Genomic DNA, 13,948 nt, shown 5'->3' on the forward strand with positions numbered 1-13,948 from the left:
TAATAAATCAAATGAAGTCAAAATTTTTTTACCTGCTAAGTATTTGCAACCTGTTAGCTTTTAGCTTCTATCTATTTTCATTTTCTAAGAAGGAAAACACTAAAGTTATTGATTTTCAAGATAAAATAATAAAAGTCAGGGGTATTGTTGTTGTTGACTCATTTGGAGTAGAGCGGGTTATTATTGGTTCGCATTTGCCTGAACCTAATTTGAGTACTTATGGCAGCAGAGCAAATTCCCGAGGTAAGCTTGGGGTTTCTGGCGTCATGCTATATGATGCAGAAGGACAAGAAAGAGGAGGATATGTTACAGATGACAATTTAGGAAATGCTTTTCTGTCTTTAGACTCAAAAACACAAATGCAATTGTTATTGCTGTCAGAGCCACAGGGCGCTGCAGCAATAATGTTAAATAGCCATGATAGGAAAAATACAATAACACTATCGACCAGTGATGAAAATGCATCTGTAAAATTGAAGAAAAATGAGAAAAATATTAAATTATATGAAAATGAAAAATAATAAAATTCTATCAACGCTCATTTTACTTTTTGCAATACTGTGTTGTAAGGGGCAAAATATTTTCATTCCTAAACTAACAAATATAAACCCAGTATCCTATACGGATGTTATTTTTACAGGTATTAAAGATACTGTCCTTATTTCTACTTTCAGTGGACGGATTTCCAAAAGAATAAATGGCAACCCAAAAGAAATTGTTATTGCGAAAATTGATGATGAAATTTATTCCCTGGCTTATCATTCCCAACGAAAAGATATTGCAGTGGCCACTTTAGAAAATGGCATCCTTTTACTCAATGAGAAAAATGGAAAAATCATAAAAAAACTGCCTTTAAAAACTACTTGGTCTGTGGCTGTTTTCTTTTCAGATAATTTCAATTATCTGTTTACTCAGGACCAGAAAAAAAACCAATATGTCTGGGATGTAACCAAAAATTATCAAGAATTGATTTTACCTTCTGATTTTTCAAAAGGAGCTATTGTAAAAATTGACAAGCAAAACATAGCAACAATTGTTGCTTCAAATAAAATTGTTTATTGGAATATGAATAACAATACGGTAGAAAAAGAAATCTTGGTTGACCTGAAGAAATTTACTGACATGGATAGTGAAGGAAATTTTCTTTATCTAAATTATAATGAATGTACCAAATACAACAGCAATACACATCAATCGGAATTTAAAGTAAAGCATCCCAATTGGATTACGCATGATATAGAAGATCCAAGCAAAGTATACGAAGATGATTACAGCATGAATCTTACTACGGCAAAATTTGCTAAAAATAAAATTTTCACAGCCAGCATTGACCGTTCTATAAGAATTTGGGATAAAAAAAGCGGTGTGCTTTTACAATCACTAACAGATCATAAAGCAACTGTGAATAAATTAAAAGTATCAAAAGATGAAAGCCAGCTTGTATCAATTGACCTAAAAGGCGGAATCCAGTTTTTGAATATAGAGTAAAGAACTATGGCTACCAGGGTTTATTAATTGGATTGTATTAAAGCTTTTGAAATTGATGTTTTTATGCTATCCAAAGTATCTGAAGATTTATCTTGTACATTTAGTTTAATGATAAAATAAGCTAAAAGATTGGAATCGGTAAACTTATTAAATATTAAAGGTTTTATAATCAATCAAAAATATTAATAATTTTACGGAAACAGAAAAAGCCTTCAAAATTAATATTTTGAAGGCTTTTTCAAATTATATTGTGTGCTAACAACTTCGAATTTTTATTAGCAGATTTAAATTTGTTTTACCGTCATATTTCAAAGATTAACGGTAAGATTTCTTGCAGCAGCACTTTATGCCTACTTTTTTTCGGGTGTTGGACGAAAGGCAGATCATTTGTGTAAGATCTTTGAGTTTAATGTGTTTGTTTATCTAATTCAAAAAACAATTGTCCTGAAAGTCAAATTCACTCTTGGTTTTGTGATCAGCTTTGCAGGCGGTAATCTATGAAGCCAGTTTGTTTGTGTCGTGTCTTTCATAACCAATAAACTTCCGTGTTCTAGGATTAATGAAACAGTTTGTTTAGTTTGTTTGTGTTTGAAAGCAAATTTTCGCTCTGCTCCAAAGCTCAATGAAGCAATTGCTCCATTCTTTTTTAAGTCTTTTTCTGCATCACTATGCCAAGCCATTCCTTCATCTCCATCATGATATAAATTGAGTAAACAAGAATTAAATTTTTCTCCAGTTTTATTTTCAATGATGTTTTTCAATTCTAACAATTCTTTTGTCCAACTCAATGCTTGTTTGGTTGTTTTAGAATAGGTGTAATTAAAATTAGTGTCTCCATACCAACCAACTTTGCGTTTAGTGATAATACGTTTACCAAAAATAATGGCTTCATCATTTTTCCACTCAATAGTATTAAGAAAACAGTCTAAATAATTATGAGCTTCTTTATGTGTAAATAATTTCCCAAAATAATTTACCATTCCATCACTCGGTAATATATTTTCTGTACAGTTCTTTTCGTTGCTAAATAAATTCATTTTTCCATTTTTGATAGTTCGTTTTCATACAATGCCCACAAGGGCGAAAACCATTTTTGACAGCTTCTTCTTTAGAAATAAAAAAAACACGATTTTCTTTTTTCATCCGTTTACCAGATTTGCACCTTAGTGTTCCATAGATTTTTAATTTGCTATTACCGCCAAAGCAGATTTCTTTTTGCTTTATTTGATATCGCAAATCATTATCGTTTATTGAAAGATGTTTAATCATTTTTTAAGTCAAAGCATCGTGAAAAATAATTCCTAAAGTATGACGTTCACCACTATGAATTTCACTTACTCCGTGTTTCATATTTACACGATAATAACCTTTAGTACCTTTAACGGGTCGAAAGTTGGTTGTAAAAATAAGCATATCTCCTTTGTTTGGTTTTAATACAATGGCTTTTGATTGTGCTCTTGGTATTTGTTGGGTCAATACAAATTCACCACCTGTAAATTCTTGATCCGGCTCATTAAGAAATAAAACGGTTTGAATAGGGAAATACACATCTCCATACAAATCTTGGTGTAAAGTATTGTGTCCGCCTTTACCATATTTCAAAATCAAAACAGTTGCTTTTAGTTGATTATTTGCATTACATTGTTCCAAAAGTTCTTGATGTGTCTCTGGAAAAACGGTATCAATACTCAGTACTTTCATCCAGGTGTTTGCAATGGGCGCAAGTTTAGGGTATATGCTTTCTCTAATGGATTGAATCAGATTTGGTAATGGGTAATTGAAATATTTATATTCACCCAAACCAAAACGGTAGCGTTCCATTACTACCGTTTTTCTGTAAGCATTTAGGTTTGTATAATTGTCAATTATCTCATTACATTGATTATTTGATAATAACCCAGAAACAATTGCAAATCCTTTTTCATTCAATTCTTCTGTTATTAACTGCCAGTCAATATTGAATATTTTGTTTTTTATATCTTGCATTATCTAATTTTAGGAAATCCACCATCAACAAATATTTCTGTTCCGTGCATAAAAGAGGCGTCTTCGGATGCTAGGAAAGTTATTGCTTTTGCTACTTCAAGAGGTTGCCCGAAACGAGCAAGTGGAACTTGTGGAAGTACTGCTCCTGCAATACCTTGTATTTGTTCTGTTGTTAAATTTGAACGGTCAAAATAATTAGTTGCAATTGGTCCAGGACTAACTGCATTAATTCTAATTTTTTTTGAAGCTAATTCTGATGCAAATGTTTTTACAAAAGATTGAACTGCCGCTTTTGCAGCCGAATAGACAGATGAATTCTGCATTCCTATTTCTGTTACAATGGAAGTGTTCAAAATAATAACACCGCCTTCTTTCATTAATGGCAAAATTTGCTGAACAGTAAATAATGTTCCTTTTACAATTACATTAAACTGCTCGTCAAAATGATTTTCGTCTATTTGTTCAATTGAAGCATACTTTCCAAAACCTGCATTTACATACAAAATATCAATTTGTGGTGTAATTAATTTTACTTTTTCTCCTAATTTCAAAAGGTCTACCATTTTTCCTGCATCAGAAACTATGCCTTTGGCATTTTTTCCAAGTTCATTTATAGTTTCGTCAATAGTGTTCTGAAATCTACCTGTAATAATCACAGATGCACCATTTTCTATAAAATCAATTGCTGTGGCTTTACCAATTCCGCTTGTTCCACCTGTAATTAATGCTACTTTGTTTGTTAATTTTGTCATCATTTTTTTTAAAATTTATGATGCAAAATTGCAACTGTTCCTTATTTTAAAAAATCCGTTTCTTGCTCAATATTTATTTTTGCTGCCTCCCAGCCAATAATTGCTGTTTTACGAGCTGTACCCCACATATAACCACCCAATTTTCCTGTTGATTGAATTACGCGATGGCAAGGAATAAGAAAAGCAATAGGATTGTCCCCAATTGCTGTACCTACTGCTCTTGAAGCATTTGGTTTGTCAATTTGCTTTGCAATACTTCCATAAGAAGTAAGTTGTCCCATTGGGATTTTGAGTAAAGTTTCCCAAACTTTCAATTGAAAGTCTGTACCTTTTAAATGTAGTTTAATTTGATTTAGTTTATGCCAATCGTGATTAAAAATAGATAAAACAGTTTGTTGAATAGGATCTATTTCTTGTTTAAAATTTGCATTAGGATAATGATTTTCTAATACTGAAAAGGCTTGCAATTCGTCTTCAACAAATGCTATATGACAGATGCCTTTTAATGTGGAAGCTACTAAAATAGTACCAAAGGGGCTATTTGCAAAACTATAATTTATCGAAAGATTTTTACCTCCGTTTTTATATTCGGCAGGAGTCATCCCTTCAATGTTAATAAACAGGTCGTGTAGTCTGCTTGTTCCCGAAAGTCCTATTTCGTAAGCTGTATTGAATAAGGTAGATTTGTTTTCTTTTAATAATTTTTTTGCGTATTCAATACTTGTGTATTGTAAAAATTTTTTCGGACTAGTTCCTACCCATTCAGTAAAAATACGTTGAAAATGGAATGGGCTTAAATGCAGTTTTTCTGCGACTTTATCTAAATTTGGCTGCTCTTTAAAATTAGTATTTATGTAATTAATTGCCTCTGCAATGCGTTTATAATTTAGATCTTCCTGTGTATTCATTTGGTCAAATTTTATGAAGTAAATGTCGAGAGTTTTTTGCGGTCATAAAATCCGATACTTGCTATTTTTATTTGAATAAGAAGGCTCATTAACTGTCTTTTGATTTATTATTTCAAAGTTACAAAAACTTATTTCAAATGGATTATTGCTTTATATTATTAGCCTTCTTTAAAAGGGTAACAAAAATTTAATACAAATCGAAAAAAAACTGTTTTTTGTATTAAACAAAAATAAATTTCCTATAGACGGATAAAAGAAAATGCTAATTTTTTCATCTTTCCAGAAATAAAATTTTAAACCTAAAGAGCACCATCAAAACATTTAAATTTCAGGCTAATTAGCGCAGCAGGTATAAAAAGCAGGAAGCACCATTGTTTTAACAATAGTGTAGCTGAGTTCAAAAAGCAGACTTGAAATCAATTCGCCGCGGTAACAGTAATCAGAAAAGGCTTCAGACCTAATACGTGCGAATGATGTAAAAAGCCCTTGTCTAACTTTGCTGTCTTTTATAGGATACTTCTGCTGAAGTAAAGGCCCAAATTGCTCCAGCAAATCAAACTGAAGCAGTGCTTTTTTAAAAAGTATAGATACTTCAGTTTTTCTGTCATTGTAATTCCTAAAGATCGAAGCGCCTGACAAATCAAGCACCAAAGTATTTGCAGCTATTATTGTATCATTTACAGACTTGCTTTCCAGCGCTGAACCAATTGTGATTTTATAGTATCCCTCATAGCTGATTCCCTGATCTATCATCAGATAACATATATTTTCTGCATTTTCATTATACATAAATGGTGCTTTTAATGAACTCATATAAACCAATTTAAATGTGTTTTGAAACCGCTTTTCAAAATTTAAAAATCTTTTTTCAATCAGACTTAATTTATCTACGCAGCAGTCATATTCTTCATCTCTGACTGCTTTCTTCCAAGCCAAATGCTCAATAAAAGACAGATGATCGAAATTGGCCTTTCCATAGATGTCTATAATGGAAGCTGTAATGATACGTTTTACATTATGTTTTTTAATCACTGCCAGAATATTTTTGATAGCATCGTAATCATTCATATCATTGAGATTCACCACGTCAACACCTTCCATTGCTTTGAACAGTGGCTGCTCATCATTAAAATCCCCGTCAACAATCTTAATACGTTCAGAATCAGTCAGGCGTGCATTGGCGTTTCTCGCATACAATTCCAAATTGTAATTTGTCTGGGCAAGTAAATCATCGGTCAGCATTTTTCAAATCTGCCCTGCAACACTTAAAATTAACACAGTCATTTTTTTATTTTCCTTAATCTCTGGGACATTCAGCCTGTCCTTTTTTAGGAGAGCTGCACACTGAGAAGATAACATTTGAACTTTAGAATAAGTGCGAACAGAAAACTCATGCTCCTGTTCTGTACTAAGAATCTTTTCAATTTTTTCATCCTACAATTTATTCTTTTTATTTTTTTTAATTTAGTACTCACACTAACTATTAATCTTTTAATTAAGTAAGGTCCATAACTAAGCCAGATTACACTTTAGGCTTTGTTTTAAAAAAAATTCGCGCCACCTGGCGCGAATTTCCACCAATAACAATCTTGATTCGAACATCCTCCAAAAAAAAAGATGTCCATTAATGTAATTAATAAAACTGCAAATATTTGTAAGGCCTTTCAGTTCTTACTTAAGATACTGGGCAAAGAACTTTTCTAATCTATCAAACGGAATCAATTCAACACGGTCATATAAATCCACGTGACCTGCGTTAGGTACAATTAAAAGTTCTTTAGGCTGGGCTGCACGCTTGTATGCATCTTCGCTGAATTCTCTTGAATGGGCATGATCACCGGTTATAAATAATAACGGTCTAGGCGATATTGTTTCAATATCATTAAACGGGTAAAAGTTTACAAATTTTGTTTCACCGCTTAACGTTCTGTTAAGGGTCTGCTCTAAAGTTCTTCCTTTTGGAATATGGATTCCACGCGGCGTTCTGTAAAAGTCAAAAAATTCGCGTCGTATGGAATCGGTATCAGCACTTAATTCTTTAGGAAGGTAGTTAATCCATATCTGCTCTCCTGTTGTGTATTCTTGATAACGCTGTTCTGCAGCTGTCACAAGCATTTCTTTACGCTGGGTAAGAGATTGGGATTTTTTTAACCCATTTCTTGTTACAGATCCCATATCGTACATACTTACAGTAGCCACTGCTTTGAGTCTCGGATCAACTTTAGCCGCACTGATGGCAAAGCTTCCGCTTCCGCAGATTCCGATAATTCCAATGTTATTTCTGTCAATAAAAGGACGTGTGCCTAAAAAGTCAACTGCCGCACTGAAAGTTTCAGAATACATGTCCGGAGATACTGCGTTTCGAGGCTCCCCCTCACTCTCTCCCCAAAAAGCTAAATCCACAGCAAGAGTAATAAAACCTTTTTCTGCCATTTTAGATGCATATACATCAGCAGCCTGCTCCTTTACAGCTCCCATAGGATGGCCTACAATAATGGCTCTATGTTTCTGTTTCTGATCTAAATCTTTCCTGATAAAAAGATGCCCAACTATATTCATCTTGTACTGATTCTTGAAAGATACCCCGTACATGGCAACACTGTCACTCACTTTAAAAGTTGTGTAATCGGCGGGCGATATTTCTTTCATCTCCTCTCCTCCCTTTTCCTGGTCTGCTTCACCAGCCTGCCGTGCTGTGTCTGAAGTGTTTTCTTTTTTCTGGGTACATGCTGATATTGCAATAAGCAGCATCAGTACCAATAAGTGTGTTTTTTTCATTTGTTTTTTATTTAGATTATGGAATATGCGTCAAATCATTACGATTTGAATTTTAAACTGTTTTATTAAAAAGTCTTTGCATCGATAACATATCTGTATCGTGCGTGTTTATTTAGAATCTTTTCCCATGATTCATTAATCTCGTCTGCTTTTACAACCTGTATTTTAGGATAAATTCTGTTGTCTGCACAATAATGTAGCACTTCTTGAGTCTGCGGGATTCCACCAATAAGGCTGGCGTTAAAATTCACCCTGCTCGAGGCAAGTTCTATGTTGCTTACATTGATCTGAAAACCAACAGGCATTCCAATCTGGGTAAAATGTCCGCCAGGTTTTACAATAGACGGATAGGCCCCCAGATCAAATTGTGCAGGTATCGTTGAAATCATATAATGAAGTTTCTTTTTATACGGTTTGAGTTTCTCCATAATTACATTTTTAACTAATTGAATTACTGGTACAAATTTAGATCACAAGAAAGCCTTGGGGGTAATAGTTTTCAAATCAATTATTATGATTTTCAAGTCGTATTTAAAATTTAGTATCTCTTCTTTAGTATTGCTGAAAATTATTTGGTCTGAAACTACAGGTATAACAGAATAAATTAATGCACAGATGGAAAACTGCTGTTCTTAGCTCACAGAGAAACAACAGTATTAAAGACATAAAAAAACACAGAAAACTATAAAGTCCTCTGTGTTTTAAAAAAAGTAAGTATGTTTTTTGTTATACCCCCCCCCTAAATATAGAAGGAGTAATCCCTGTGTGTTTTTTAAAATAATTATTAAAATAAGTAGGATATTCAAAACCAAGACTAAATGCAATATCAGCAACGTGCCAGTCTGTATAAGAAAGCAATGCCTTAGCCTCTGTAATAATTCTATCTGAAATATGTGAACTGGTTGATCTTCCTGTTACCTCTTTAACTGATTTATTTAAATGATTTACATGCACAGCAAGACTGTCTGCAAAATCACTTGCATTTTTTAATTTAAGTGGCAAATTTGGCGATTCAATAGGAAACTGGCGTTCCATCTGCTCTAAAAATAAAGATGCGATCCTTGAAGAAGCATTTTTTGACCTGTTATAGCCTTCAGAAGGCTGCATCTGAAGAGCAGAATGAATTAAAAGATTAATATAATTGCGGATTAATTCTTCTCTAAATTCATAATTAGTCTGGCTGGCAGCAGTCATTTTTTCAAATATCTCCAGAATTTCTTTCCCTTGTTCTTTTGTCAGACTGAAAATGGGTGTTCCACCTATCTTAAACAAAGGGGACTGCTGCAAACTTTCCGAATTATTATTTGTTTTTAAAAATTCTTCGGTAAACAAACCTGAGTATGACATTTTCTTATCAATATCATCCCAAGAATAAGGGATGTGCGGTGTTCCGAAAAATAAAATCATTCCGTCCAGATGTATGCTTCGATCTGCATAATCAATAATACATTTACCCTCATAAAGACAGACTTTATAAAAATCTTTTCTGCTGTATGTTAATACAGGATTACCATCTCCTTTATTGCATAAAACACTGTATTTCATGTTTTTTACAATATTTGGTTGTAATGCAGCCTCTTTCATAATATATATTTTATAGCTAGATTAGTTAGTTATTCATTATCTTGAAATTCATATTGCAGCCAAAGCGCCTGTGTTTCGGTTTTTTCAAAACTTTTAATTTAAAAGTGATGCAGGAATCTTTAAACTTTTTTCTTTTATCACAAATAATATTCTTGATTCCGAGCCATATGGTAGTTCTTATACAAATGGCATATTGTTTTCGGTCTCTTATTTATATTACAGCATTAGTTTTCAAACGTTTAGGCATGCTAAGTTAATAAACTCTTCCTAATTAAACTCTTTATCTGAGGCACAAACAACTGAAACAGTAGCTAAGAAGAATACAGCACAACTGTAAATAAATCCCCCTTCAACTCCAACTGCATCAAAAACAAAGCCTCCGCTTGATGCGCCTACCATAATTGCAAGCTTTATTACGGCAATCTGAATTCCGCCAGCACTTTCAGCCTGATCAGGCGCTGTCTTAGTAAGCCATGCAATCCATCCCAGATGTATTATGCCGATAGCCATTCCCTACAAACCAACCAATAGTGTATCAATAATTATTAAATTGGTATAGACAGCTAACCCTGCGGTAGTAATTCCTAAAATTAAAGCAATAATGGTAAGAATATGGTACAGATCCTAGCAGATATCTGGCAAAGGCCCGCACCCGCAAGATTTACAAGACCAAATATAAGAAGTATAAATTACGGTAAATGCTTTGCTATTTTAACTTCTGGAACCAAGCGCATTGCAGCTACTGCCAGCATGGCCCAAAAGCCACCAATTCCTGCTCCGAGCAAAATCCTTCCTATCAGCAGAACCGTAAAATTGTGAGCATAGTATACGGTAAAATTAGAAACAATCTGAAGCATCCCAAAGAAGAGAAATACTTTACGGCGGTCAGCTCTCCCAGTCAGCACAGAAATAAAAAGACTCGAAACCATTGCAATTCCCGCTGTTACAGAAACTGCCTGCCCTGCAAGACCTTCTGAAATACCTAGATCCTGTGCTATTGGCGTTAAGAGGCTTGCGGGAAGAAATTCTGAAACTATTAGTCCCATAACAGCCAGTGCAATCGCAAATACCGCATCCCACACCGCCAGTTGAGATCCTGATGCAGATGACTCTAAATCAGCCATATAATTTTTATAATTCATAATTTAAAAATTGTTTTTTTTACAGGCTGTATTAATCTTTTTAAATCAATTATTACTGCCAAAGAATTTTATTGTCTTAATTCAATAGTTTCATTTCACTTAAGCTTTAAACTCTAAACTTTTTGAGACGCCATTAAACCATACACCGCTATATCAAATACATACAAAAACAACATCTCTAACCGACAGCTTTTAATTCGCAAAGTTACTGTCCGATGTAATGAGCTGATAACGATTTTCAAGTTAATTGTTAAGAATTTCAAATAATTTTCAAATTGGTAAACTCTTTAATTTTATATCTGAAAACTATATTTTTACAATTCGATTTCTCCGGGACGATAGACAGGATAAGGAATCCATCTAAAGTTTTCTTCAGCTTTTGCTACATTTCCCAGCCCCGGCCATGGAAGATGATAGCCTAATGCTAAATTTCCATTTTCAGCCAGCTGTCCGCTGATATCTCTCCTAGATCTGGCAGCCATCTGAATATCAGTATCCGCGAAAAAGCCCCATTCAGGATGAGAAAACAAAAGTACATCGCTGTGAGAGAGATCAGCAATATAGGTCAGCTTTTTGCCGGCTACCTGAACAGATATCATAGTCATTCCCGGAGTATGCCCTTGTGCAGACTCAAAACTGAAATAGCTGTACAGCGTACTTGAAAAATCAAAGAAGGTAGTCTTGGACTCTATAACTTTTAAAACTTTCTGCGCACCCTGAACTAAAAATTGTATTTTTTTAGGCTCGTTTATTAGATAACTGCTTGTAAAATCAGACTCTTCTGCATTCATCCAAAAATCAAATTCTCTTTTAGAAATATGGTATACCGCATTAGGATAAACCAGAGCATCATTTTTATCTATCAGCCCTCCAATATGGTCAATGTGTGCATGTGAAATAAATACATCCGTAATATCTTTCCTTGCAAAGCCAGCCTTAGAAAGACTTTTTTGAAGAAAACCAGTTCTCTCATCAGCAAATATCCCCATGCCCGAATCAAATAAAATAAGCCTGTCTCTGGTCTGCACCAATGGAACATTTATTGCCATATCTATATGATCAGCAGGTCTGAAATTAGCTTTCAGCAGGTTTTTAAGTTCTTTTGCATCAGCCTTTGGCGCATAGGTTTTAATATCATCTTCCCTGAGATAACCATCTGACAGTATGTAAATGGTTAAATCTCCCATTTTTACTTTTTGAAAACCGGAGAAATTGTCCTTAACTTCTTTTTCCTTCTCTTTTTCTGCACCGTAGAACTCTGAAAAGGGAACTGCTGTCAATATACCTGCAAGGGCTACTTTTTTTATTAAATCTCTTCTATTCATGTCTTGTCTTTTTTTGTTTCTAATTTCAAATAATTATCATCCAAAATTATCTACTATTGGTAACTCTGAATTAATGATTTCAAAGTGATTATTATGAATCTCAAACTAAATGAGGGCCGATTCTCATCTTTAATCCGAACTGAAGCTATTGTCCTAATTCACAATCTTGATTGCTTTTATTGATTCCAGCCTCTTCCCAGAGCCCTGTACAGCTCTACTACTGCATTCATTTTTTTGTACTCTGCATCAATTATTTCTAGCTGTGCATCAAGTTCATTCTCCTGGCTCCTTATTACTTCGAGATAATTAGCCAGTCCCATAATTCATTAATTCCATTGAATAAATTGTTGCGGACAGATATGCTGAATATTCTTTTATCTTAAAAGACTCGATGCCACTCCGAGCTTCTATATTGAGTAAGGCATCGGAAACTTCTCTGTCTGGGGTCAAAATAGATTTACGCTAATTTAAATATGCGATTTGTTTATTGACCTCGATTATTTCATAAGCAGTCTTTAATTTCCTCTGATTCCAAAGGGGCTGGGTAAATGATGCTATAACGTTAGCAAATAATGCTGCGGGGCTGAAAATCTGATCAATATCTATACTCTGGAATCCAGTTCCGGCCGTTAATCTGAAACTTGGGTAAAAATCTGCCTTAGCAGCAGTGACAAACTGAAATGTTTTTATTAAGTCATACTCAGCTGCACGGATATCCGGGACGGTTAGCCAAAAGCTGGTAAGGAACTCCAATAACTAAATCTGTAAGAATCTGCTGTTCTTCTAAAATTCCACGCTCCACGTTCCAGGCTCTTCTGCCAGCAGTAGTCTAAAAGAATTCTCGCAGACTTTAATTTGAGAATTAATGAGATCAGCGAAGATTCTGCATTATACATAAGCGCTTCGGTCTGTTTTAAAGCTGTTTTAGTAAGCATCCCTGCCTGCTTTAAAGCTGCAGATGCCTCCAGTAGCTGCTTTCTTTTTATAATGGTCTGCTCTACTATCTTCTTTTGCGCATCCAATCCAAGAAGCTGGTAATAAAGCGAAGCTGTATTGCTGACAACAATCGACTGTAAGGCCTAGTATGCTGATTTTTTCTGTTGCAGATCCGCAAATGCGGCTCTTTTTGAACTTGTAAGTTTACCCCCTATGTCTGCTTCCCACGAAAATGATGAAAAAAGATCATATTGAACAATAAATATGAGTCCTCTGTATCATCAGCTGTCCAAATTGAGTCAAAATAACTCAATCATAAAACACCTATGGGGGATTTTTCAATCAAAGTATTCTATTTTATCTCATCAATGAAGGAGCATAGCAGAATCATATATTTTAAAATTATCGTGCTAAAACCTTCTTGCTCAATAAAAAAAGGAAAACAGACAAAATAAGAAAATCTTCTGGCAATCATCTTCTCAGGACAGTTGGAAAGTAATATAATTAGTGCTTTTTTTTTAATGTCTTAGAAGCAGGCAGAGGCAATACCCATCTAATTAGTTCTTTTATAACCAGTTTGTATTGAAGAGATCACCTTCTCTACTCTCATTAGCCGAAAGTTTTAGCTTATTACTTTTAAAACCTATTATTTATCTTCAGTTTTTATTAGATTTTCAGTGCTCCATGACATTATATTTTCCAGAAGACTAAATAGTGTTTTTCCTTTTGTTGTCAAGTTGTATTCGACTTTTGGAGGTACAACGGGATAAGAGATTCTATTTATAATTAAATCTTCTTCTAAACTTTTAAGCTGCTGAGAGAGCATTTTTTGAGTTATGCCACCTAATGCTCTTTCCAGTTCACTAAATCGCATTGTCCCATTTGCCAGAAGCAGATAAATAATTACTGTTTTCCACTTCCCTCCAATTTTCTCCATAAATATAGTAATGGGGCAGTCATTAATATTTTTAATTTTTTTTTGCATTTTTTTATTTTAAAGTATTGATTTACAACAAAAGTATATTTTAGTATAGTATATTACAATTTAG

General features: G+C 34.0%; 18 protein-coding genes. 2 read left to right on the top strand and 16 right to left on the bottom strand.

The window, feature by feature from the left end:
- Window positions 1-11 precede the first annotated feature (11 nt).
- Together C8P67_RS07915 and C8P67_RS07920 are read left to right on the top strand one after the other, a co-directional pair.
- Window positions 12-521, top strand: a complete 510-nt coding sequence (locus C8P67_RS07915) for a hypothetical protein (RefSeq protein ID WP_115812143.1) — start codon at window positions 12-14, stop codon at window positions 519-521.
- Window positions 511-1,488 (top strand): WD40 repeat domain-containing protein, encoded by a 978-nt coding sequence (locus C8P67_RS07920; protein WP_147298208.1) that lies wholly within the window; start codon window positions 511-513, stop codon window positions 1,486-1,488. The genes C8P67_RS07915 and C8P67_RS07920 overlap by 11 nt, the downstream gene beginning before the upstream one ends.
- Window positions 1,489-1,916: 428 nt before the next feature.
- Here C8P67_RS07920 and C8P67_RS07925 read toward each other — a convergent pair whose 3' ends face one another.
- From C8P67_RS07925 to C8P67_RS07995, 16 genes are all read right to left on the bottom strand, one after another.
- Entirely contained in the window at window positions 1,917-2,525 is a 609-nt protein-coding gene (locus C8P67_RS07925) for an alpha-ketoglutarate-dependent dioxygenase AlkB family protein (RefSeq protein WP_115812147.1), read from the bottom strand.
- Window positions 2,512-2,757, bottom strand: a complete 246-nt coding sequence (locus C8P67_RS07930) for an Ada metal-binding domain-containing protein (RefSeq protein ID WP_115812149.1) — start codon at window positions 2,755-2,757, stop codon at window positions 2,512-2,514. The genes C8P67_RS07925 and C8P67_RS07930 overlap by 14 nt, the downstream gene beginning before the upstream one ends.
- Before the next feature lie 3 nt (window positions 2,758-2,760).
- The gene (locus C8P67_RS07935; RefSeq protein ID WP_115812151.1) at window positions 2,761-3,474 is read right to left on the bottom strand and encodes a 2OG-Fe(II) oxygenase; all 714 of its coding nucleotides are present in this window, start codon (window positions 3,472-3,474) and stop codon (window positions 2,761-2,763) included.
- The gene (locus tag C8P67_RS07940; RefSeq protein WP_115812153.1) at window positions 3,474-4,226 is read right to left on the bottom strand and encodes an SDR family oxidoreductase; all 753 of its coding nucleotides are present in this window, start codon (window positions 4,224-4,226) and stop codon (window positions 3,474-3,476) included. The genes C8P67_RS07935 and C8P67_RS07940 overlap by 1 nt, the downstream gene beginning before the upstream one ends.
- A 41-nt stretch (window positions 4,227-4,267) precedes the next feature.
- The gene (locus C8P67_RS07945; protein ID WP_115812155.1) at window positions 4,268-5,134 is read right to left on the bottom strand and encodes a bifunctional helix-turn-helix domain-containing protein/methylated-DNA--[protein]-cysteine S-methyltransferase; all 867 of its coding nucleotides are present in this window, start codon (window positions 5,132-5,134) and stop codon (window positions 4,268-4,270) included.
- A gap of 333 nt (window positions 5,135-5,467) precedes the next feature.
- Window positions 5,468-6,376, bottom strand: a complete 909-nt coding sequence (locus tag C8P67_RS07950; protein ID WP_115812158.1) for an NAD(P)H-binding protein — start codon at window positions 6,374-6,376, stop codon at window positions 5,468-5,470.
- Window positions 6,377-6,805: 429 nt separating this feature from the next.
- The gene (locus C8P67_RS07955) at window positions 6,806-7,912 is read right to left on the bottom strand and encodes an alpha/beta hydrolase (protein WP_115812160.1); all 1,107 of its coding nucleotides are present in this window, start codon (window positions 7,910-7,912) and stop codon (window positions 6,806-6,808) included.
- Window positions 7,913-7,977: 65 nt separating this feature from the next.
- Entirely contained in the window at window positions 7,978-8,340 is a 363-nt protein-coding gene (locus tag C8P67_RS07960; protein WP_115812161.1) for an MDR/zinc-dependent alcohol dehydrogenase-like family protein, read from the bottom strand.
- A gap of 298 nt (window positions 8,341-8,638) precedes the next feature.
- Window positions 8,639-9,496 (bottom strand): response regulator transcription factor, encoded by an 858-nt coding sequence (locus tag C8P67_RS07965; protein WP_115812163.1) that lies wholly within the window; start codon window positions 9,494-9,496, stop codon window positions 8,639-8,641.
- Window positions 9,497-9,763: 267 nt separating this feature from the next.
- The gene (locus C8P67_RS07970; RefSeq protein WP_115812165.1) at window positions 9,764-10,006 is read right to left on the bottom strand and encodes a hypothetical protein; all 243 of its coding nucleotides are present in this window, start codon (window positions 10,004-10,006) and stop codon (window positions 9,764-9,766) included.
- Between the two features lie 179 nt (window positions 10,007-10,185).
- Window positions 10,186-10,638, bottom strand: coding sequence for an MFS transporter (locus tag C8P67_RS07975; RefSeq protein WP_115812167.1), 453 nt, complete (start codon window positions 10,636-10,638; stop codon window positions 10,186-10,188).
- Between the two features lie 314 nt (window positions 10,639-10,952).
- Window positions 10,953-11,963: an MBL fold metallo-hydrolase gene (locus C8P67_RS07980; RefSeq protein WP_115812169.1), complete on the bottom strand. Its 1,011-nt coding sequence runs from the start codon at window positions 11,961-11,963 to the stop codon at window positions 10,953-10,955.
- Window positions 11,964-12,139: 176 nt separating this feature from the next.
- Window positions 12,140-12,283, bottom strand: a complete 144-nt coding sequence (locus tag C8P67_RS22485) for a TolC family protein (protein WP_394338645.1) — start codon at window positions 12,281-12,283, stop codon at window positions 12,140-12,142.
- Window positions 12,284-12,425: 142 nt separating this feature from the next.
- Window positions 12,426-12,716: a TolC family protein gene (locus C8P67_RS22490; RefSeq protein WP_115812171.1), complete on the bottom strand. Its 291-nt coding sequence runs from the start codon at window positions 12,714-12,716 to the stop codon at window positions 12,426-12,428.
- Window positions 12,689-13,030 (bottom strand): TolC family protein, encoded by a 342-nt coding sequence (locus C8P67_RS07990; RefSeq protein WP_115812173.1) that lies wholly within the window; start codon window positions 13,028-13,030, stop codon window positions 12,689-12,691. Before C8P67_RS07990 ends, C8P67_RS22490 begins: the two co-directional genes overlap by 28 nt.
- A gap of 515 nt (window positions 13,031-13,545) precedes the next feature.
- Window positions 13,546-13,884 (bottom strand): winged helix-turn-helix transcriptional regulator, encoded by a 339-nt coding sequence (locus C8P67_RS07995; protein ID WP_115812175.1) that lies wholly within the window; start codon window positions 13,882-13,884, stop codon window positions 13,546-13,548.
- Between the last annotated feature and the right edge of the window lie 64 nt (window positions 13,885-13,948).

This window comes from Flavobacterium aquicola (assembly GCF_003385115.1).
Classification (GTDB): domain Bacteria; phylum Bacteroidota; class Bacteroidia; order Flavobacteriales; family Flavobacteriaceae; genus Flavobacterium; species Flavobacterium aquicola.